Genomic DNA, 20621 nt, shown 5'->3' with positions numbered 1-20621 from the left:
GAGGGCGATGCGTCGACGCCGTTCGGTGGCTACAAAGAGTCCGGCTTTGGTGGGCGTGACAAGTCCATCTGGGCCCATGACCAGTACACGGAGTTGAAGACCATCTGGATCAACGCTGCGTGAGCTGACTGCAGGACGGTGCTGTTCTGACGGAGCTCAGCACCTGGCCGCTTCTGGTTTGTCTGTGCCGGCCTCTTCGCGGGGCCGGCATGAGCACCATCAGAAGTGGCTTTTTATTTGAACTTGGGCCCGGAACGGGTATTCAGGCCTTTGGCCAACCGGTCATACAGCACCACATTCACCGTCGCCGCCAGGTTCATGCAACCTTCGGTCGGGATGTAGATGGTTTCTTCACACCACGCCCGCACGCTGGCATCGAGGCTGCCGTCTTCCGGCCCGAAGATGTAGATGGCGCGATCCGGGTGGGTGTATTCGGGCAGCGGCCGTGCGCCTTCGACCAGTTCCACTGCCACAGGCGTGCAACCCAGCGGGATGATGCGCTGCAGGTCGTCGATGCCAATCAGGGGGATGTCGTAGTGCACACGCTTGGTGTCGGTGACGAAGTCGCGGGCGCGTTCATAGCGCTTGCCGGTGTAGAACACCGAGTTGACGCCGTAGCAACCTGCTGCGCGCATCACCGAGCCGACGTTTTCTGCCGACTTGGGGTTGAACAGGCCGATGCAGCTGTATCGTTTGTTTGCCACGTACCGGGGCCCTTCGCGTAAAAAGCGCGATTATACGGGCTCGCCGGTAGCAGCGGGGGGGGAATCGATATTCAGTCTTTTTTCAGCAGACCCGCCAGCCCGGCAAACGGGTTGTGGGTGGCCTTGGCGATGCTCGGGGTGCTGGTCGAGCCTTCGCTGAAATACTGCTGGTCGGTATAGCGCGAGTGTTCGTTGTCGTGGCAGTACAGGCACAGCAACTCCCAGTTCGAACCGTCCTGCGGGTTGTTGTCGTGGTTGTGGTCACGGTGGTGCACCGTCAGCTCGCTCAGGCGCTTGCCGGCGAACTCGCGGGCGCAGCGGCCACACACATGCGGGTACATCTTCAGGGCCTTGTCGCGGTAGCCCATTTCTTTGTCGCGCTTGGCATCGGCGAGGATGCGGTCGAGGCGCGCGGTGGCGGCGGAAGTAGAGGCCGAGCTCATGGTGTTTCCTTTGTTCTGATCAGGCAAATGACGGTTATGCCACTGAGTCTAGCGCGCTTGCAGGCCAGGCGGACAGGCGAAAGCTGTCATTTAGGCGTAGCCTGTAGAAAGGTTCCCGACAGGAGGTTGCTGATGTTGCATGCGATCCTCGCCGCGTTGTTGCTGGCTGGCTTGCCCATGGCCGAAGCGGCCAGCACGCCACCCAGGCTCAATACACCCGTGCCCGGTGCGCCTGGCACGCCTACGCCCACGCCTTACCCGCAGATCACCCCAAGTACGCCGCCCAAGGCATACGACAGCCAGCCTGGCGCGCCGCTGTTGCCACCGATGCCGGTGCCGGGGCCGCCTAAAGACCAGCCTTTGCCGGGGTTGCGGCCAGAGCCGGTCAAGGTGCCGGTGGAGGAGGACTGAGGGTTTGTGAAAGGGGCGCAGAGCGCCCCCAGCATGGGTCAGTTCACGCCCAGTTCACCAAACACAAACGCATACTCCAGCGCCACATCCTTGAGCCCCTGGTACCGCCCACTCATGCCGCCATGCCCGGCGCCCATTTCGGTCTTGAGCAGCAGCAGGTTGTCATCGGTCTTGCGTGTGCGCAGGCGGGCCACCCACTTGGCCGCCTCCCAGTACTGCACGCGGCTGTCGTTGTAGCCAGCCACCACCAGCATGGCCGGGTAGGCCTGGGCCTTGACGTTCTCGTACGGGGCGTAGGCCTTGATGCGCTCATACACCTCAGGCTCCTGCGGGTTGCCCCATTCGTCGTACTCGGTGACGGTCAGCGGCAGGTCGGGGTCGAGCATGGTGTTGAGCACGTCGACGAAGGGCACTTCGGCGATCGCGCAGCGGAACAGCTCAGGGCGCAGGTTGAGCACCGCCCCCATCAGCAGCCCGCCGGCGCTACCACCACTGATCGCCAGGCGCTCGGGCGAGGTCACGCCTTCGGCGATCAGGTGCTCGGCACAGGCGATGAAGTCGGTGAAGCTGTTCTGCTTGTGTTCCTGTTTGCCGGCCCGGTACCAGGCCTCACCCAGTTCGCCGCCACCGCGCACATGGGCAATGGCGAAGGCCACGCCGCGCTGCAGCAGGCTCAGGCGCGCATGCGAGAACCACGGGTCGAGGCTTTCGCCATAGGCGCCGTAACCATACAGGTACAGCGGCACGGTCTTGCCCAGGTCTTCGCGGCGACGCACCAGGCTGATCGGTACCTGGGTGCCGTCCTGGGCGGTGGCCCACAGGCGCTGGCTGACATAGTCGTCGGCATCGAACACGCCCAGCACCGGGGTTTGCTTGAGCACCACCTGCGCACCGCTGGCCAGCTCCAGCTGGCGCACCTGGGCCGGGCGGTTGAGCGCTTCGTAACGCAGGCGCACGCGGCTGCTGGCGAATTCCAGGCTGTCTTGCACGTAAAGGCTGTAGGCCGCATCCGGCAATTCGACGCGATAGGCAGGCAGGCCCTGCGGGCGCACTTCGATGATCGGCAGGCCACCTTCGCGCAGGCTCAGGGTCAGCGCCCCCGCGTTGAGGCTCAGGCCCTCGAGCATGACCTTTTCGTTGTGCGGCACCAGCAGTTGCCAGCGATCACGGGTCGGGACCTGGTTGGCCGGGGCGTGGTAGAGGGCGAAGTTGATGCCGTCCTGGTTGCTGCGCACGAACCACTGCCACTGGCCATCGAGCTGGCCGTGGTCGGGGAAGTACTCATGGCCCTCCACCCGCGGCGCCAGGCAGGTGAACGGCAACTGCGGAGTTTGGGCATCGAGTACCCAGGCCTCGCTGGTGGTCTTGCTGTTGAGCAACAGCACCAGCTGGCGTTCGGAGCTTGTGCGGTAGCAATGCAGGAAGAAGCGGCCGTCCGGCTCTTCGAACACAGTCGGCGCGTCGCTGCCGCCCAAGGTGTGGCGGCGCAGGCGCCAGGGGCGGTGGGTGTCATCGAGTTCGGCGAAAAACAGCGTCTGGCTGTCATTGGCCCAGGTCAGGCTACCGTCGCAGTCCTCGAAGGGCAGGGCGGTGACACGGTCGTTGCCCAGGTCCTTGACGTACAGGGTGTAGACCTCATCGCCGCTGGTGTCGAGGCTGTAGGCCAGCAGGCGATGGTCGGGGCTGACGTTGAAGGCACCCAGCGACAGGAAGCCGCCGTTGGCCAGGGCGTTAGGGTCGAGCAGCAGTTGCTCGCGGCTTTCATCCACCGTGTTGGAGTCGTCGGCCGGGCGCGGGCAGCGGTAATGGCGTGGGTACTCGTCGCCGGCGGTGGTGCGGGTGTAGTACAGGTACGGGCCCCAGGGCGAGGGCAGTGACAGGTCGGTCTCGAGGATGCGGCCCTTGATTTCCTCGAACAGTTGTTCGCGCAATGGCGCCTGATGGGCCAGGCAGGCCTCCTGGTAGCTGTTTTCGGCCTGCAGGTAGTCGAGCACCTCGGGGGTGTCACGCTGCTGCAGCCAGGCATACGGGTCACTGGACTGGTCTGCGCGGGCAATGGGGGGCTGGGGCTGGGTGGGCATCTGCATTCTCTTGGCTGGGAGGTCGGCGCGGGCCTCCGAACAGCGGAGGGGCGCCTGCGCCCTGAAAAGTGTTTATCATAGGCAACTCTTTGCCTGGCTTGCACGAACACCATGACCGAGAACGACTATACCCTCGCCTGGGGCCTGTACGCCCTTGCCGCCCTGGGCTGCCTGCTGGTGGGCTTCAAGCTCACCGGATGGATGTGGCGCTGGCTGCGCGAACCGCTGCGGGTGATCCTGGCGGTGCTGCTGCTGACCCCGACCGTCGTCGACCCGGTCAAGGACAGCTTTGCCCCGGCGATTGCCATCACCGCCCTGGACGTTGCCTTCAAGGTGGGCAACAACGCCTGGCGCGCGGTTTCCGACTTTGCCATGTACGGCATGATCGCCTTTGCCCTCTACCTGCTCTTCGTGCTGTTGCGCTGGCCGCTGGAAAAGCGCGCCCGTGAGCGTCGCGAGCAAGCCGAGGCAGCGGCCAAGCGCCAGGCCGTCGAGGATGCCGACGTCACGGCCCAGGCCCCCTTGTCGGCCGAACGCCGCGACCGTTACCGCAACGATCCCCCTGCCGCACCTGCTGGCGGCGGCCGGGTCGAGCCTCGTCTGTAACCGGAGACACGCGCATGTGCGAATTGCTGGGCATGAGTGCCAACGTCCCCACCGACATCGTTTTCAGTTTCACCGGCCTGATGCAGCGCGGTGGCCGCACCGGCCCGCACCGTGATGGCTGGGGCATCGGCTTCTATGAGGGGCGCGGCCTGCGCCTGTTCCAGGACCCGGCGGCGAGCAGCGAGTCGGAAGTGGCCAACCTGGTGCAGCGTTACCCGATCAAGAGCGAAGTGGTCATCGGCCATATCCGCCAGGCCAATGTCGGCAGGGTTTGCCTGTCCAACACCCACCCGTTCGTGCGCGAAATGTGGGGCCGCAACTGGTGCTTTGCGCATAACGGCCAATTGGGCGAGTTCAAGGGTGAAGCCACCTTCTACCGGCCTGTGGGTGACACCGACAGCGAAGCGGCCTTCTGCGACCTGCTCAACCGCATTCGTGCGGCGTTCCCAGAGCCGGTCGCCGTGGAACAGCTGCTGCCGGTGCTGGTCGAAGCCTGTGCCGGCTACCGTGGCAAGGGCGTGTTCAACTGCATGCTCAGCGATGGCGACTGGCTGTTCTGCTTCTGCTCGACCAAGCTGGTGCACATCACCCGTCGCGCACCCTTTGGCGCTGCAAGGTTGAAGGATGTCGACCTGATCGTCGATTTTCACACCGAAACGACCCCCAATGACGTGGTCACGGTGATTGCCACCGAGGCCCTGACCGAGAACGAGACCTGGCAGCGTTACGCGCCGGGTCAATGGGCACTGTGGCGGCACGGAGAGTGCGTTGCGCAAGGCCAGAGCTAAGGACGCTGCATGTTCAGAAGTTACCTGCGGTTGTTGCTGTTCACGTTCGGCCTGCTGGCCGGTATCCAGGTTCCGGGGCTGATCAACGACTACAGCCAGCGGGTCGAGGCGCACCTGTTCGAGTCGCGCCAGGCGCTTGATGGCTTCAAGCAGACTGCCGAACGCTTCTTCAATGGCGACCTGCAGGCATTGCTGCGGCATTACCGCAGCAGTGACGACCCGGTGTTCAACAGTGATGCCAACAGCATCGAAAGCCTGATGATCCGCAATGAACTGCTGGAAAACGAATGGCAGGCGTTGCAGGGTTCGTGGGCCAGCCGCACCTGGCATGTGCTGGTGCAGCCAGACCCGCAAATGCGTGAAGAAACGCTGAAGGGCTACAGCTACCAGATACTGCTGGTGCCGGAAGCGATTGGCTGGGGCATTGGTGCCGGGTTTGTGCTGGCCTTCATGGTCGAGAGCCTGTTGCTTGCCATTGGCTGGGTAATCATGGGCGGGCGGCGCAGGGTGGTGAAGGAAAGCTGGCGCTGAGGTTGCACCGGGCTCTAGCGGTTGCTTGGGGCCTCATGGACACAGCATATCCAATGGCAAGCACCTACTGTGCAACCAGCACAATTCTCTGAGCCCCCACATCCCGCGCATACTGTTCCAGCACCTGCCGGCAAACCCCTACCACCTCATCCACCAATGCCACGCCGGTCTGCCAGGCCACCACCAGTTCCAGGCTCGGGGGTGGTTGCAAGCCCTCCAGCAGCACCAACTCACCAAGGCCCAGCTCCGCATCCACCAGCGCCGGTGGCAGCGCACCGATCGCGAAGCCGTCACGCAGTAGCCGGGTAATCGCCGCCACCGAGTTCACGCAATTCAAGCGCGGTGTTTGCACCCCTGCGCCCTGCAGCAGGCTGAGTACCTCCTGATGCGGCCGCGAGTTCTTCGAAAAGGTCACGATGCGCTCGCGGCCAAGCTCGGCCAGCGAGGCATAATCGCGCTGCTGGAGCGAGCCTGCAGCGACGATCCAGCCCATCGGGTAGCGCGCCAGGTCCAGGCTGCGGATCGACTGTTCGCGCAACAGGTCGGTCTGCAGGATCACATCGAGAAAGCCTTTTTGCAGCTGCTCGCGCAGGTTCAGCGCGGTATCGGCCACCAGCTCGATCTCAACCTGCGGGTAGCGTTCGGTCAACGCGGCCACCAGCGCGCTCATCCAGGTGTGGATCACCGTGTCCATCACGCCGATGCGGATGCGCCCGACCTTGGCCCGGTCGCTGTCCAACGACTGCTTCATGGCCTTGGCGGTGTCGAGCATACGCTCGGCGTACTCCAGCACCTTGCTGCCCTCTGGGGTCAGGCTGACGCCGCGTGAATCGCGCAGCAGCAGCTTGACGCCCAGGTCAGCCTCCAGCGCGGCGATGCGGCTGGAGACCGAGGCCTGGGTGGTGAACAGCTTTTCTGCCGTCAGACGGAAGCTCTTGAGCCGGGCGACCCAGACGAAGGTTTCGAGGAAGCGAAGGTTCATGATCAGTTTTTCTTGTTCCAGACCGGGGGTTTTTCTCGTTGGACGCAAGCCGCGCGGCCTCTGAACAATGATGCCCAGGCCGCGACGCATCTGGTCGCCCCATAAAACAATACCAACAAGCCGAGGCAAGCATGAACCCCACCGGCGTGCAGCAGCAGGTCGCTACACCTCCTTCGACCGGGCCCTTCGCCTGGTATCGCGACATCGACAAACAGCAACGGCGTACTTTCTGGAGCTGCAAGATCGGCTATGGCCTGGACGGCATGGACACGCAGATGCTCAGCTTCGTCATCCCCACGCTGATCCTGATTTGGGGCATCAGCACCGCCGAGGCCGGGCTGATCCACACCAGCACCCTGATCGCCTCGGCTGTCGGTGGCTGGGTCGCCGGCATCCTCTCCGACCGCATCGGCCGTGTTCGCACTCTGCAACTGACGGTGCTGTGGTTCGCGTTCTTCACCTTCCTTTGCGGCTTTGCGCAAAGCTACGAGCAACTGTTGATCGCCCGTACCCTGATGGGCTTTGGCTTTGGCGGCGAATGGACGGCGGGTGCGGTACTGATCGGTGAAGTGATCCGCGCCGAGCACCGCGGCAAGGCCGTGGGCATGGTGCAGTCGGGCTGGGCGCTCGGCTGGGGCCTGACGGCGATCCTCTATGCCTTGCTGTTCTCCTACCTGCCACCCGAGCAGGCCTGGCGTGCGTTGTTCCTGCTGGGTATCGTGCCGGCCGTGTTCGTGATCTTCGTGCGCCGTCTGGTCAAGGACCCTGAGGTGTACCGCGAGGCCAAGGCCGCTGCAAAGGCCGAGGCGCCGTCGCACTTCTACGAGATTTTCGCCCCTGGCATGCTCTGGACCACCGTACGCGCTTCTTTGCTGACCACCGGTGCGCTGGGCGGCTACTACGCGATCACCTCGTGGCTGCCGACCTTTCTCAAGAGCGAACGTGGCCTGAGCGTGCTGGGCACTGGTGGCTACCTGGCGATGGTGATCGTGGGGTCTTACATCGGCTATGTGGTCAGCGCTTATTTGTCTGACCTGCTGGGGCGCAAGAAAAACTTCATCCTGTTCGCCGTGGGCTCGTTCGTCATCGTGCTGCTGTACACGCAGATGCCGGTCAGCGATGGCGTGATGCTGTGGCTGGGCTTCCCGCTGGGTTTCTTTGCCTCGGGCATTTTCAGCGGCATGGGGGCCTTCCTGACCGAATTGTTCCCCACGCGCATCCGCGGCTCGGGGCAGGGGTTTTGCTACAACATCGGCAAGGTCATCGCTGCGCTGTTCCCGTTGCTGATCGGCATGCTCGGCGAGAAGGTGCCGCTGGGGCTGGGTATTGGCGTGTTCTCTGCGGTGTCGTATGGCGTGGTCATTCTGGCGGCGCTCAGCCTGCCGGAAACACGCGGCAAACAACTCCAGTCACGGTAAGGTAGGCCTATGAACATCGACAAGGGAGTCCGTGTGGTGGAACGCCTGCTTCTCAATTGCGACATGGGCGAAAGTTTCGGCAGTTGGCGCATGGGCCTGGACGCCGAGGTGATGCCGTATATCGATTGCGCCAACATCGCCTGCGGCTACCATGCCGGTGACCCCGGCATCATGCGCCGCACCGTGGAAATGGCCCTGGCGCATGGGGTGACCATCGGCGCGCATCCGGCCTACCCGGACCTGGTTGGCTTCGGCCGCCGCGCCATGGCCTGCAGCCAGGACGAAATCCGCGACCTGTTGCACTACCAGATCGGTGCGCTGGACGGCATCTGCAAGGTGCTCGGCGGCCGAGTGGCCTACGTCAAACCCCATGGTGCGCTGTACAACGACATGATGGCCGACCCGCTCAAGTTGCGCGCGGTGCTCGAAGCCGTGGCGGCCTACGACAGCAGCCTGCCGCTGATGCTCATGGCCACCGCCGATAACCGTGCAGCCCAGGCCCTGGGCGACGAAATTGGCGTGCCGCTGTGGTTTGAGGCCTTTGCCGACCGGGCTTACACCGCCAGCGGCCACCTGGTGTCGCGGCGCCTGCCTGGCGCCGTGCATCACGACCCGGCGCTGGTGGTCGAGCAGGCGCTGCGCCTGGCCCGTGGCGAAGCGCTGGTGGCGGACGATGGCAGTGCGCTGCACCTGCAGGCCAGCACCCTGTGCGTGCACGGCGACAACGACAGTTCAGTGGCGGCGGTGCGGCAGATCCGCCAAGCCCTCGATGCGCTGGAGCGGGCATGAAGCTGCGCATTGAAGTGGTCGCCATCGACAGCCTGATGGTGCGCCTGTTCGACACCATCGACGAAGCCAACATGCCGTGGATCCTCGCGGCCTGCCAGCGCTTGCATGCAGCCTTCGGCGAGCGGTTGATTGAGCTGGTGCCGTCCTACACCACCTTGATGGTGCAGTACGACAGTGCGCCGAGCACGGCGAGGGCGTTGATCGCCCAGGCGCTGGAGGGGTTGCAGCCTGATGCAGGCAACAGTGGTCGGCGCCATGAGATTGCGGTGTGGTACCACGCCAGTGTCGGCCCCGAGCTGCCTGCCTTGGCCAGCCGAAGCGGGCTGACCGAGGCCGAAGTGGTTCGCTTGCACACCGGGCGCGAGTACCCGGTTTTCGCCCTGGGCTTTGCGCCGGGCTTCGGCTTCATGGGGCTGGTGGACGAACGCCTGGCCACGCCGCGCCTGAGCACCCCTCGCAAGCGCGTGGCGGCTGGCAGCGTGGGCATTGCCGAGCGCCAGACCGCCGCTTACCCGGCGGTATCGCCAGGCGGCTGGAACCTGATCGGGCGCACCCCGGTGCGCCTGTTCGACCGTGAGCGCGAGGGCTACAGCCTGTTGCAACCGGGCGACCGGGTGCGCTTCGTGGCTGTATCGCACGCCGAGTTCATGGCGTTGGGCGGAGATGACAGCCCGCTGGAGGCACAGGCATGACGCAGTTGAAGATCGAAGCCAGCACCGCGCTGTGCCAGTTGCAGGATGCCGGGCGCTTTGGCGTGCGTCACCTGGGCGTGACCCAAGGTGGGGCGCTGGACTGGGTGGCGATGCACTGGGCCAACTGGCTGCTGGGCAATCCGCTGGGGGCGCCGGTGATCGAGGTAGCGCTGGGCGGATTCAGCGTGGTGGCTGAGCAGGATTGCGTACTGGCCTTGGCTGGCGCCGATCTGGATGCGCGGGTCGATGAACAGCCCCTGGCACCGTGGCGCAGTTTTGCCCTGGCCAAAGGTCAGCGCCTGACCCTGAAGCAGCCCAAGCAGGGCGTGCGGGCCTATCTTGCAGCCCCGGGCGGGTTCCAGGCAGAGGCTGTGCTGGGCAGTTGCGCCACGGTTGTCCGTGAAGCGCTGGGCGGCATTGATGGGCGCGGGGAAGCGCTGGGCAAAGGGCAGGTGCTCGCGTTTGCGGGTTCAGCACCGGCCCTGCGTGAAGTGCCCGAAGCGTTGCGACCCGTGTATTCGGCAAAGCCTGTGCTCGACCTGGTGATGGGCGCGCAGATTGCTGACTTCAGCGGTATGAGCCTGTTTGAAGCCTTCAACAGTGATTGGACTTTAGACAGCCGAGCAGACCGCATGGGTATCCGATTGCTTGGGCCACAGCTGGTCTATCAGGGTGCGGCGATGATCTCCGAAGGGATCCCGCTCGGGGCGGTGCAGGTGCCGCCAGATGGGCAGCCGATTGTGCTGCTCAATGACAGGCAGACCATTGGTGGGTACCCGCGGTTGGGGGCGTTGACGCCGTTGGCGTTGGCGCAACTGGCGCAGTGTATGCCGGGGGCGGCTGTGCGGCTTAGGGCAGTGGTTCAGGAAATGGCGTGGCAAGAGCATCAGGCCTGGGGCAAACGCTGGCAATGAGATGGGCTGACTGGCATTTTTACCAGTTGCCCAGTGCTGGCACTAACTCAATACTGGGGCGTAGCGATTCATAGGGTTGAACTTAACCTTATGACGAGGGGGATAATTCAATCCTCGGTCAGTGTGTGAAGCGCATGGGGGGGCGATGAAACTAGCAAACGATGCGAGACCTGTGATTTACACGGCTTATGGTTTCAGCAAGCAGCATGCACCGTGGGTGAGTTTCAATGGTCAGCGGTATGATTTCATGATCGGGTGTTATCCACTGGGCAATGGCCATAGAAATTTCAGCCCTCTATTGATGCGCTTTTTGTCGCCGGATGCCCTCAGCCCCTTTGCCCAAGGTGGTCGCAACGCCTATGGATACTGTCTGGGCGACCCCATAAACGGTGATGATCCCACCGGTCGTATGCCCCGTTTCGCTAAAGTGTTTGGTGAAGTATTTTTCGGTAGACTTTCAAACGCGCAGCGACAGGAACAAACGAAGTTTTGGTCAAGTCAACGCTTGCAAGAAGAGAAACGTCAGGCAGCCGTTAATTTTTCTGAGTTTGAACGCCTGTTAGAACTGGAGGATCCAAAGTCCAAGCGTCTTAGGAAGATTGCCTACTTGAAGGCCCTTCCGGATAATTTATTCGAGCGTAGTAAGGCACGTTTAACGTTGGTCAGAGAAACTATTTCTTTGTTGGAAACAGCAGAATTTATTGCGAGCGGTACAATGCTTAGTCAGCCAATACCTGAAGGTATCTTGCCGTCCGATGTTGAGAGACTGAATCATTATCTTCAGGCTGCTTGGAAGTCTCAAGAGCCAGGCACAAGTGAGAGGGCGCGGATATCCCTGGTTGCTTTGCAGATGGCCTATGGAAGGCTGGCAGGTGAGACTAACAAGTTGCTTAATAAAAACCTACAGTATTTGCGTCGAGCCTAATAGGTGCACGGGGCTGCGAAAACCCACCGCAGGGGTGGGTTTTTTCTATTTCGACAGATACCGCATCCCATCCTCCAACCCCTGCAAGGTCAGCGGATACATCTTGTCCTCGATCAAATCCCGCACCAAATGCGTGGACGCGGTGTAGTCCCACGCCTGTTTCGGGTAGGGATTGATCCAGATGATCTTCTTGAATTTCTCCATGAAGCGCTGCATCCACACATACCCGGCTTCTTCGTTCCAGTGCTCGACGCTGCCACCGGGCTGGGTGATCTCGTAGGGCGCCATGGCCGCGTCGCCGACGAACACCACTTTGTAGTCATCGCCGTACTTGTGCAGCAGGTCGAAGGTGGAGAAGCGCTCCGACGTACGCCGCAGGTTGTTCTTCCACACCGACTCATACACGAAGTTATGGAAGTAGTAATACTCCAGGTGCTTGAACTCGGTCTTGCAGGCAGAAAACAGCTCTTCGCAGACTTTGACGTGGGCATCCATCGAGCCGCCGATGTCGAACAGCAACAGCAGCTTCACGGTGTTGCGCCGCTCCGGGCGCATCTGGATGTTCAGCAGCCCGGCGTCGCGGGCGGTGTGGTCGATGGTGCCGTCGATATCCAGCTCTTCGGCCGCGCCTTCACGGGCGAACTTGCGCAGCCGGCGCAGGGCCAGCTTGATGTTGCGCGTGCCCAGCTCGACCTGGTCGTCGAGGTTCTTGTACTCGCGCTGGTCCCACACTTTGACCGCCTTGCCCTGGCGCTGGCCGGCTTCGCCCACGCGGATGCCTTCGGGGTTGAAACCGCCCGAACCGAACGGGCTGGTGCCGCCGGTGCCGATCCACTTGTTGCCGCCGGCGTGGCGTTCCTTTTGCTCTTCAAGGCGCTTCTTGAATTCCTCGATCAGCTTGTCCAGCCCGCCCAGGGACTGGATCTGCGCACGCTCCTCATCCGTCAGCGAGCGCTCGAATTCCTTGCGTAGCCAGTCTTCGGGGATCAGCGCTTCGAGGTGGCGGTCGAGGTTTTCCAGGCCCTTGAAGTAGGCGGAAAAGGCCCGGTCGAACTTGTCGAAATGGCGCTCGTCCTTCACCAGGATGGCCCGCGCCAGGTAGTAGAACTCGTCCATGTCGGCGAACACCACGCGTTGCTGCAGGGCGTTCAGCAGGTCGAGCAGTTCGCGTACCGACACCGGCACCTTGGCCGCACGCATTTCGTTGAACAGGTTGAGCAGCATGACCGGCTCCTGTCAGCGGTTGCCGCGCCGGCTCATGAAGGCCAGGCGCTCGAGCAGCTGCACGTCCTGCTCGTTCTTTACCAGGGCGCCTGCCAGCGGCGGGATGGCTTTGGTTGGGTCACGCTCGCGCAGTACCGCTTCGCCGATGTTGTCGGCCATCAGCAGCTTGAGCCAGTCGACCAGCTCGGAGGTGGAGGGCTTTTTCTTCAGGCCCGGCACCTTGCGCACGTCGAAGAACACGTCCAGCGCCTCGCTGACCAGCGATTGCTTGATGTTCGGGTAGTGCACGTCGACGATCTGTTGCAGCGTAGTGCGGTCGGGGAAGGCGATGTAGTGGAAGAAGCAGCGGCGCAGGAAGGCGTCCGGCAGTTCTTTTTCGTTGTTCGAGGTGATGATGATGATCGGGCGTTGCTTGGCCTTGATGGTCTCGTCTGTTTCGTAGACGTAGAACTCCATCTTGTCGAGCTCTTGCAACAGGTCGTTGGGGAACTCGATGTCGGCCTTGTCGATTTCGTCGATCAGCAGAATCACCCGCTCCTCAGCCTCGAAAGCCTCCCAGAGCTTGCCCTTTTTCAGGTAGTTGCGTACATCGTGGACTTTCTCGGTACCCAGCTGCGAATCGCGCAGGCGGCTGACCGCATCGTATTCGTAGAGGCCCTGGTGGGCCTTGGTGGTGGATTTGATGTGCCAGGTGATCAGGCGGGCGCCGAAGGAGGCGGCGAGCTGCTCGGCGAGCATGGTCTTGCCGGTGCCCGGTTCGCCTTTGACCAGCAGCGGGCGTTCGAGGGTGATGGCCGCGTTTACCGCCAGTTTCAGGTCGTCTGTGGCGACGTAGTCGCGGGTGCCTTCGAACTTCATGGGAGTGTCCTCTGCAGGGTGCCTGGGCCGTTCTCTACGCACAGAGACTGCATAACCCCTGTGGGAGCGGGCTTGCCCCGCGAAAGGGCCGGCCCAGGCAACACATGTTTATCGTTTGTCAGCGACTATACCCCGGCCCCAGACGCCTGCAAACGCAGACCGGGTATTCAGTCCCTGAATGCCCCGTCACGCGCTTTCAGTCAGGCTTGGGCGCAGGCTGCTCATAGCGCGCATTGAATGCCTGGACAAAGCCGTTACGCAGTATCTGCAAGACAGCCTCGAAAGCGCTGACATCCTGCTTGTGCACGCTGCCACTAAGCTCTACGCGGGTGGCGAACTGGTTTTTCGGCTGGTTCTTCAGCACGGTTTCAGTCGCCCCCACCAACGCCTCCCACACCGAGCGGAAGAAGCCCTTGTCTTTGTCCTGCACATCCTGCTGCCAGTTGAACACATCGACATCGCGCAGCAGCGGCTTGATATAGCCATTGAGCCGCCCGTTCTCGGCCTGCGCTTCGATCACCAGGTCGCCGTGCCCGGCATTGAAATCGAACTTGCCATAGGCACTGGCGAAGTCATTGAGTTGGCGCAGCTGTATGCCGGTGGCACGCAGGCGGAACTCGAAGTCGTCGAAGTCGCTGAAGGGGTCGAACGTGGCGCGGCTCTCGACCTTGGCATCGCCAAATAACAGGGCATGGGCGTCGAAACTGGCGTCGCGCCGGCCTTTCTCATTGCGCACGTTGGTCAGGTTGCGAATGCGCGCGTCGAGCTGGGTGGCCTTGAGGTCGACCGGCGGCTTGGAGGTGAAGTTGCGAAAGGTCAGCACGCCATCTTGAATGCGTACTTCGTTGAGGGTGATGGGCAGCAGTTTTTCCAGCTGCTGGCGCCAGTCGGTGCCCTGGCCAGTCTGCGAAGCCTGCTTGCTGCCGCCATCGACGAAGTTCAGCTCGGGCCGCACGAAGGTCACCTCGGCCACCACGGCGCGGTCGTACCACAGTGCATGCCAGCTGACCGAAAGGTCGATCAACGGCGCGTCGAGCAGCGGCACCGGGACCTTGCCGGTGGTCTTGACGATTTTCAGGCCGTTGACCTGGTAGGCGCCGCGCCACCAGGCCAGGTCCACGTCAACGACCTGGCCGCGGTAGTCGCCCATGTCGGCCAGTTTGTCGTTGAGGTAGTCGCGTACCAGGTAGGGCAGGGCCAGGTGCAGGGCAACCAGCAGCACGACCAGGCTGGCCAGGCCTACCAGCGGCCAGCGGTAGCGAGCTTTCATTGTCGGCTCTCCAAGGCAGGATGTGCGGTTGACCGCAGGCGCCGCTCGGGAGTTCGAACAGGCTTTACGGGCCAACGGGGCAGGCTTACCCTTGAAGTCTTTCCCTGCTTCTTCACGTTCAAGGACCCCTGCCATGAGCCGTATCTACGCAGACAACGCCCACTCCATCGGCAACACGCCGCTGGTACAGATCAACCGCATCGCCCCGCGTGGGGTGACCATCCTGGCCAAGATCGAAGGGCGCAACCCAGGCTACTCGGTCAAATGCCGGATCGGCGCGAACATGGTCTGGGACGCCGAGAGCAGCGGCAAGCTCAAGCCCGGCATGACCATCGTCGAGCCCACCTCGGGCAACACCGGCATTGGCCTGGCATTCGTCGCCGCCGCCCGAGGCTACAAGCTGATCCTGACCATGCCGGCCTCAATGAGCTTGGAGCGGCGCAAGGTGCTCAAGGCGCTGGGCGCCGAGCTGGTGCTGACCGAGCCGGCCAAGGGCATGAAGGGCGCGATCGAGAAGGCCAACGAAATCGTCGCCTCCGACCCGGCCCAGTACTTCCTGCCAGGCCAGTTCGAAAACCCGGCCAACCCGGCGATCCATGAAAAAACCACCGGCCCCGAGATCTGGAACGACACCGACGGCGCAGTCGATGTGCTGGTGGCGGGTGTGGGTACGGGCGGTACCATCACTGGCGTGTCGCGCTACATCAAGCACACCCAAGGCAAGTCGATTTTGTCGGTGGCGGTGGAGCCGCTGGCCTCGCCGCTGATCAGCCAGACCCTGGCCGGTGAAGAACTCAAGCCCAGCCCGCACAAGATCCAGGGCATTGGCGCAGGCTTCGTGCCGAAAAACCTCGACCTCTCCATCGTCGACCAGGTCGAGACGGTGACCGACGAAGAGTCCAAGGCCATGGCCATCCGCCTGATGCAGGAGGAGGGCATTCTGTGCGGTATTTCCTGTGGCGCAGCAATGGCGGCAGCGGTGCGCCTGGCTGAAAAACCGGAGATGCAGGGTAAGACCATCGTCGTAATTTTGCCCGACTCGGGCGAGCGTTACCTGTCGAGCATGCTGTTCAGCGACCTGTTCAGCGAGCAGGAAAACCAGCAGTAAACGCCCCGTCCGCTGACCAGGCGCAACACTCGGTGATCCGGTTTATTGCAAAATCTTCATGACTCAGATCCCGCCCAGGTTGTTTGTACCGGGGCGGGATGGGTTTATGATGGCCGGATGATTTTTTTGGGAGCAGGCAGCGCAGGCCTGTTTCCTTTCCAAGGAGTGTTGCATGACCTTTTCCTTTGCAGCCAAGGCGGGTGTCCTGCTGGTGTTTTTCGGCAGCGTGCTTTTCGTGCACCTGCGCGGCAAGGCGCGCCTGCCGGTGCTGCGCCAGTTCGTCAACCATTCGGCGCTGTTCGCCCCGTATAACGCCCTGATGTACCTGTTCTCCGGCGTGCCTTCCAAGCCCTACCTGGACCGCCAACGCTTCCCCGAGCTGGATGTGCTGAAGGACAACTGGCAGGACATCCGCGAAGAGGCCATGCGCCTGTTCGACGAGGGCTATATCCGCGCGGCTGAAAAAGACAACGACGCAGGCTTCGGCTCGTTCTTCAAGAAGGGCTGGAAGCGCTTCTACCTGAAGTGGTACGACAAACCGCTGCCATCGGCCGAAGCCCTGTGCCCGCGCACCGTCGAGCTGGTCAGCAGCATCCCCAACGTCAAGGGCGCGATGTTCGCCCTGCTGCCAGGCGGCAGCCACCTGAACCCGCACCGCGACCCGTTCGCCGGCTCGTTGCGCTATCACCTGGGCTTGTCCACACCCAACTCCGACGATTGCCGCATCTACGTCGACGGCCAGGTGTATGCCTGGCGTGACGGTGAGGATGTGATGTTCGACGAGACTTACGTGCACTGGGTCAAGAACGAAACCGACGTCACCCGCGTGATCCTGTTCTGCGACATCGAGCGCCCGCTGAGCAGCCCGCTGATGACCCGCATCAACCGCCAGGTCAGCGCCTTCCTCGGCCGCGCCACTGCGCCGCAGAACACCGACGACGAGCGCGTTGGCGGGATCAACCAGGCGTATGCCTGGAGCAAGCGCTTCAGCAACAAGATCAGCGGCCATGTGAAACAGTTCAAGCGCGCCAATCCGAAGGCTTACCGCATTCTGCGGCCGGTGTTGGCGGTGGTGGTGGCGTATCTGTTGTATCGCTGGTTGTTCTGACTTCTACTCGGCGGATATAGAGGGTTGACCAGTTGGCGGACTGACGGGCTTTTCGCGAAATGTTGTGGGCGGATGGCTGCGATGTGTTCGTCGGGCGATAGGGTGAAGGCAACTATGTGCCTGTCTTTAGTTTTGCAGGGGTGCATATATCGAGCGCCGCGCGGGCGGCGCTCGATCTCCCAGGCGCTATAACTACCAAGACAAGCCCCTTGCTGCCCCCATGCATTCTCAGCGCGCACAAAAAAGGGCGGTCATTTCCCTGACCGCCCCTCAAGCCCTCACAACGCTATCTCACGCCGGCTCCAGCGCCTCAACCACCTTCCCGCGGCTAAGGTGCACTACCTTGTCCGCCGTATCGAAGTACCGGTCATCATGCGAAATCACGATGATGGTCTTGCCCAGCCGCTTCAGGTCCGGCAGCAGCTCGGTATAGAACACCCGGCGGAAGGTCGGGTCCTGGTCGGCCGCCCATTCGTCGAACACCAGCACCGGCCGGCCATCCAGCCATGCATTGACCAGCGCCAGGCGCTTGCGCTGCCCGGTCGACAGGTCGGTGGTGGTGAACGCGCCATCGCGCACGCTGACCTTGTGCGCAATCTCCAGCCGCTCCAGGTAGCGCGTGGCATCACTCGGCAGGCTGTGCTCGTGCTCGGGCAGGTCTTCGAACAGGTAGTAATCGGCGAACACGGTGGTGAACAGCTGGCGATAATCGTCCAGCCCTTCCGGCCCGACTGCCACGCCGTTCAGGCGCACTTCGCCGCGCTGCGGGGTATACAGGCCCAGCAGCAGCTTGATCAGCGAGGTCTTGCCGCAGCCGTTCTCACCGACGATGAACAGGATCTCGCCCGGCTCGATGCTCAGGTTCACCGGCCCCACGCGAAACGGCTCTTTGCCGTCCACCGGTGGGTAGGCGTATTCGACATTGTGCAGCTCCAGGTGGGCGCTGCCCGGGGCGCTGCGTTTGACCGGCTGGTCCAGCAGCAGGTGCGGTTCGGGCGAGGAGAAGCGCTCGGACAGGTCGGCGATGCGGCGGAACGCCACCTGGGCGCGGCCGAGAATCGGCAGGTTGCCGATCAGCGTCTCCAGCGGGCCTTTCATGTACAGCAGCACCAGCACGAAGCCGCTCATCACCGCTGGGTCGTTGCTCGGCCACAGCGATTGCAGGGCCAGGGTCAAGCCGATGACCACGAAGAACAGCATCGAGCCCAGGCTCTTGGCTGCCACGAAAATGTTGATGGAGCGGATGTGGGTGTTGGCGATGAAGTCCGCCGTGCCCTGAATATTGCGGGTCAGCATGGCGTGGCGGCGGCGGCGGTCGATGCGCAGCTCCTTGGCGCCTTCGGCGATCGCCGAGTAGTGCTTTTGCAGGTTGTCCTCGGCGTCGCGGGCGGCGTTGAAGCCGGCCACGCCTTTTTGCCGGGCGACATACTGAATCGCGCTGCCAATGCCGATCGCCACCAGGGTGATGAGGAAGATCGGCCACGACAGCCAGGCCAGGTAGGCCATGCAGCCGATCACGGTGGTGAGTGAGATCGCCAGCGGCGCGAAGGCGAAGGCGAAGTCGCTGATGGTGTCGACGTCGCGGGTCAGCACCGGGATCAGGCGGTGGGTGCGGTAGCGCTCGATCTGCTCGATGGGCGCAGACAGCACCTTGGCGCCCAGGTCTTTGCGCAACCGGGCAATGACCTTCTGGCCGACGTAGTTGGTGCCGCTGTCGGCGGCCACGCTGCTCACCAGTGCCAGTACGCACAGGCCGGCGAAGGCCAGGATCACGCCCTGGCTCATGCCGTCGGCGGCATGCAGGCCCTGGTTGACGGTGGCCAGCAGCGCGGTCACGGCCAAGCCGCCGACCATGCCCAGCAGCACCGAGACGATGACCGCCGGGCGGTAGGGTTTCAGCAGGCCCAGCAATTCGCGGATGGCCCCGGGGGAAGACGTTTTCATGAAGCGCGATCTCGGTGATGGAGTGGGGGTGGGCGGCGCAGCGGGGTCAGCTCCCGAGGGCCAGGGTGCCCTTCATCAAGGTGCTGTGGAACGGGAACGAGCAGTAGAAGCTGTAGGCGGTCCTTGCCTTCAACGACCGGGTGTCGAGGGTGACGCTGTCTGTTTCACCGCCGCCGATCAGGCGGGTGTGGGCAAGCACCCGGGTGTCGCCTGGCATCACGTAATCCTGTGCCTCACCGGCCTTCAGGCCATCGTCCAGCACGCCTTGCATGTCTGCCTGGGTGCTCAGTACCCAGTTGTGGCCCATGACGTTCTTGGGCATCTGGCCGGGGTGGGCGAGGGTGACGGTAAACGACGTGCAGGCCTTGGGTACGGTGATTTCGGCCTTGTCGAAGGTCATCTGGTCGGTGCCGTGGATCTCTACGGCGCAGTCCACGGCCGACCAGGCCACGGCAGGGGCCGCGGCAAGCAGGGCGAGGAGCAGAAGCTGGCGTGTCATGTAAGGTTCCTGGACGATAAAAGGGTGCACATCGTTCAGACGAACCGGCGCGCGCTCGCTTTACCTTGTGAGTGGGGGCGGGTGAATTTCTGCCGGGCACGCTCGTTCATCTAGTCAGGCGCCCTGATGGCGCAGCATCCGATTTCGCCGCCATGGCGGCCCTGGCTTGAGGTGACGGTACATGAGTGAATTGCTGAGCTTTGCGATCGAACCCCTGGACGCCGCCCGCGGCGACCTGCCGCTGCTGGTGCGCGCGCCAGAGCCCGGCATCGACCTGCTCGACGCATTCGAAGAACTGAAGCCGCTGGTGGAACGCCACCTGCTGCATGCGGGCGGCATCCTGTTCAGGGGCTTCCAGGTGGGTGGGGCCGAGGCTTTCCGCCAGTTCGCTGCCGCCTTCGGCCACCCGCTGCTCAACTACGAGTTCGGCTCCACGCCGCGCAGCAACGTGACCAAAGGGGTGTACACCTCGACCGAATACCCGGCGCACCAGAGCATCCCCTTGCACAACGAACAGGCCTATACCCTCGAGTGGCCGATGAAGATCTGGTTCTACAGCGTGATCCCTGCCGAGACCGGGGGTGAGACGCCGATTGCCGACAGCCGCGAGGTCTACCGGCGGATGCCGGCGCGTATTCGCGAGCGGTTGGTCGAGAAGGGGCTGATGTATGTGCGCAACTACGGTAATGGGCTGGATGTGGAGTGGTCGCAGGTGTTCAACACCGAAGACCCACGCCAGGTCGAGGCGTACTGCCGGGCGCATGCCATTGAATGCATCTGGAAGGAAGATGGCGAACTGCGCACCCGGCAGCGCTGCCAGGTGGTGGCGCGCCATCCGGTGACGGGGGAGGACGTTTGGTTCAACCAGGCGCACCTGTTCCATGTCTCGAACTTGCAGCCGGAGGTGCGGGAGTCGCTGATGGACATTGTCGAGGAGGAGGACCTGCCGCGGAATGTGTATTACGGCGATGGTTCGACCATCGAGGATTCGCTGCTCGATGAAGTGCGTGGGGTGCTGGATGAGTGCACGGTCAGTTTTCCTTGGCTGGAGAATGATGTGCTGATGCTCGACAACATGCTTGCGGCCCATGCGCGGTCGCCGTTTACCGGGAAGCGCAAGGTGGTGGTGGCGATGGCGGAGGGGTATTCGCAGGTTTTGCGTTGATTGGGTTTTTTTGGGGGGCAGGGGTGCATGCCATGAGGTTTGCAGCGCCCTGGAGATCGAGCGCCGCCCGCGCGGCGCTTCGCGGGGCAAGCCCGCTCCCACATTTGTTTCGGGCCAATTATTCCTGAAGCATTGGCGCGCGGCCCCTTGGCGCCCGCCTC

Annotated in this window: 22 protein-coding genes; 13 read left to right on the top strand and 9 right to left on the bottom strand. The window is 62.9% G+C overall.

What is annotated here, in order from left to right; genetic code table 11:
• Positions 1 to 123: aldehyde dehydrogenase family protein (locus CKW22_RS27215; protein WP_143500697.1), on the top strand; the 123-nt coding region annotated here is incomplete at its 5' end.
• A gap of 110 nt (positions 124 to 233) precedes the next feature.
• On the opposite strand, the gene CKW22_RS03920 is transcribed toward CKW22_RS27215, so the two are convergent.
• Both CKW22_RS03920 and CKW22_RS03915 read right to left on the bottom strand, forming a co-directional pair.
• Positions 234 to 704, bottom strand: coding sequence for an RNA methyltransferase (locus CKW22_RS03920; RefSeq protein WP_033699757.1), 471 nt, complete (start codon positions 702 to 704; stop codon positions 234 to 236).
• 71 nt (positions 705 to 775) lie between these two features.
• Complete coding sequence (locus CKW22_RS03915) at positions 776 to 1147, bottom strand: YajD family HNH nuclease (protein ID WP_027594605.1); 372 nt, start codon at positions 1145 to 1147, stop codon at positions 776 to 778.
• Positions 1148 to 1279: 132 nt separating this feature from the next.
• Here CKW22_RS03915 and CKW22_RS03910 point away from each other — a divergent pair, with 132 nt between their 5' ends.
• Positions 1280 to 1558: a hypothetical protein gene (locus CKW22_RS03910; protein WP_095063774.1), complete on the top strand. Its 279-nt coding sequence runs from the start codon at positions 1280 to 1282 to the stop codon at positions 1556 to 1558.
• Between the two features lie 38 nt (positions 1559 to 1596).
• On the opposite strand, the gene CKW22_RS03905 is transcribed toward CKW22_RS03910, so the two are convergent.
• Positions 1597 to 3639: a S9 family peptidase gene (locus CKW22_RS03905; RefSeq protein WP_095063773.1), complete on the bottom strand. Its 2043-nt coding sequence runs from the start codon at positions 3637 to 3639 to the stop codon at positions 1597 to 1599.
• A 111-nt stretch (positions 3640 to 3750) separates the two neighbouring features.
• On the opposite strand from CKW22_RS03905, the gene CKW22_RS03900 reads away from it, so the two are divergent.
• The 3 genes from CKW22_RS03900 to CKW22_RS03890 are packed head-to-tail and all read left to right on the top strand — an operon-like array spanning position 3751 to position 5564.
• Positions 3751 to 4245 carry a hypothetical protein gene (locus tag CKW22_RS03900; protein ID WP_033699750.1) on the top strand — a complete coding sequence of 165 codons (495 nt, stop codon included), beginning with the start codon at positions 3751 to 3753 and terminating at the stop codon, positions 4243 to 4245.
• 14 nt (positions 4246 to 4259) lie between these two features.
• Positions 4260 to 5033 carry a class II glutamine amidotransferase gene (locus CKW22_RS03895; RefSeq protein WP_033699748.1) on the top strand — a complete coding sequence of 258 codons (774 nt, stop codon included), beginning with the start codon at positions 4260 to 4262 and terminating at the stop codon, positions 5031 to 5033.
• Between the two features lie 9 nt (positions 5034 to 5042).
• Complete coding sequence (locus CKW22_RS03890) at positions 5043 to 5564, top strand: DUF2937 family protein (RefSeq protein ID WP_033699746.1); 522 nt, start codon at positions 5043 to 5045, stop codon at positions 5562 to 5564.
• A 64-nt stretch (positions 5565 to 5628) separates the two neighbouring features.
• On the opposite strand, the gene CKW22_RS03885 is transcribed toward CKW22_RS03890, so the two are convergent.
• Positions 5629 to 6546: a LysR family transcriptional regulator gene (locus tag CKW22_RS03885; protein WP_033699744.1), complete on the bottom strand. Its 918-nt coding sequence runs from the start codon at positions 6544 to 6546 to the stop codon at positions 5629 to 5631.
• A 131-nt stretch (positions 6547 to 6677) separates the two neighbouring features.
• Here CKW22_RS03885 and CKW22_RS03880 point away from each other — a divergent pair, with 131 nt between their 5' ends.
• From CKW22_RS03880 to CKW22_RS28070, 5 genes are all read left to right on the top strand, one after another.
• Positions 6678 to 7964 carry an MFS transporter gene (locus CKW22_RS03880; protein ID WP_033699742.1) on the top strand — a complete coding sequence of 429 codons (1287 nt, stop codon included), beginning with the start codon at positions 6678 to 6680 and terminating at the stop codon, positions 7962 to 7964.
• Positions 7965 to 7973: 9 nt separating this feature from the next.
• Positions 7974 to 8753, top strand: a complete 780-nt coding sequence (locus CKW22_RS03875) for a 5-oxoprolinase subunit PxpA (RefSeq protein WP_033699740.1) — start codon at positions 7974 to 7976, stop codon at positions 8751 to 8753.
• Positions 8750 to 9445 (top strand): 5-oxoprolinase subunit PxpB, encoded by a 696-nt coding sequence (pxpB, locus tag CKW22_RS03870; RefSeq protein WP_033699738.1) that lies wholly within the window; start codon positions 8750 to 8752, stop codon positions 9443 to 9445. The genes CKW22_RS03875 and pxpB overlap by 4 nt, the downstream gene beginning before the upstream one ends.
• On the top strand, positions 9442 to 10359 hold the full coding sequence (locus CKW22_RS03865) for a biotin-dependent carboxyltransferase family protein (RefSeq protein WP_095063772.1): 918 nt from the start codon (positions 9442 to 9444) through the stop codon (positions 10357 to 10359). Before pxpB ends, CKW22_RS03865 begins: the two co-directional genes overlap by 4 nt.
• A 145-nt stretch (positions 10360 to 10504) precedes the next feature.
• Positions 10505 to 11284, top strand: a complete 780-nt coding sequence (locus CKW22_RS28070; protein ID WP_095063771.1) for an RHS repeat-associated core domain-containing protein — start codon at positions 10505 to 10507, stop codon at positions 11282 to 11284.
• A 45-nt stretch (positions 11285 to 11329) separates the two neighbouring features.
• Here the strand turns inward: CKW22_RS28070 and CKW22_RS03855 are convergent, their stop codons facing one another.
• The 3 genes from CKW22_RS03855 to CKW22_RS03845 form a co-directional block, all read right to left on the bottom strand.
• Positions 11330 to 12508: a VWA domain-containing protein gene (locus CKW22_RS03855; protein WP_033699733.1), complete on the bottom strand. Its 1179-nt coding sequence runs from the start codon at positions 12506 to 12508 to the stop codon at positions 11330 to 11332.
• Between the two features lie 12 nt (positions 12509 to 12520).
• Entirely contained in the window at positions 12521 to 13366 is an 846-nt protein-coding gene (locus CKW22_RS03850) for a MoxR family ATPase (protein WP_033699731.1), read from the bottom strand.
• A gap of 196 nt (positions 13367 to 13562) precedes the next feature.
• Positions 13563 to 14636 (bottom strand): DUF748 domain-containing protein, encoded by a 1074-nt coding sequence (locus tag CKW22_RS03845; protein ID WP_033699729.1) that lies wholly within the window; start codon positions 14634 to 14636, stop codon positions 13563 to 13565.
• A gap of 133 nt (positions 14637 to 14769) precedes the next feature.
• Between CKW22_RS03845 and cysK the strand changes: the two genes are divergently transcribed.
• Positions 14770 to 15744 carry a cysteine synthase A gene (gene cysK, locus CKW22_RS03840; protein ID WP_033699727.1) on the top strand — a complete coding sequence of 325 codons (975 nt, stop codon included), beginning with the start codon at positions 14770 to 14772 and terminating at the stop codon, positions 15742 to 15744.
• Positions 15745 to 15916: 172 nt separating this feature from the next.
• Entirely contained in the window at positions 15917 to 16852 is a 936-nt protein-coding gene (locus CKW22_RS03835; protein ID WP_033699725.1) for an aspartyl/asparaginyl beta-hydroxylase domain-containing protein, read from the top strand.
• 291 nt (positions 16853 to 17143) lie between these two features.
• Here the strand turns inward: CKW22_RS03835 and CKW22_RS03830 are convergent, their stop codons facing one another.
• On the bottom strand, positions 17144 to 18796 hold the full coding sequence (locus CKW22_RS03830) for a cyclic peptide export ABC transporter (protein ID WP_095063770.1): 1653 nt from the start codon (positions 18794 to 18796) through the stop codon (positions 17144 to 17146).
• Positions 18797 to 18842: 46 nt separating this feature from the next.
• Complete coding sequence (azu, locus tag CKW22_RS03825; protein ID WP_095063769.1) at positions 18843 to 19295, bottom strand: azurin; 453 nt, start codon at positions 19293 to 19295, stop codon at positions 18843 to 18845.
• Positions 19296 to 19476: 181 nt separating this feature from the next.
• Between azu and CKW22_RS03820 the strand changes: the two genes are divergently transcribed.
• The gene (locus tag CKW22_RS03820) at positions 19477 to 20460 is read left to right on the top strand and encodes a TauD/TfdA family dioxygenase (protein ID WP_033699720.1); all 984 of its coding nucleotides are present in this window, start codon (positions 19477 to 19479) and stop codon (positions 20458 to 20460) included.
• Positions 20461 to 20621 lie beyond the last annotated feature (161 nt).

The sequence above is a fragment of the Pseudomonas sp. Irchel s3f19 genome, from assembly GCF_900187555.1.
Lineage (GTDB): Bacteria > Pseudomonadota > Gammaproteobacteria > Pseudomonadales > Pseudomonadaceae > Aquipseudomonas > Aquipseudomonas capeferrum.
Note: the sequence above shows the minus strand (reverse complement) of the source record. Positions and strands in the feature narration are given on the sequence as shown.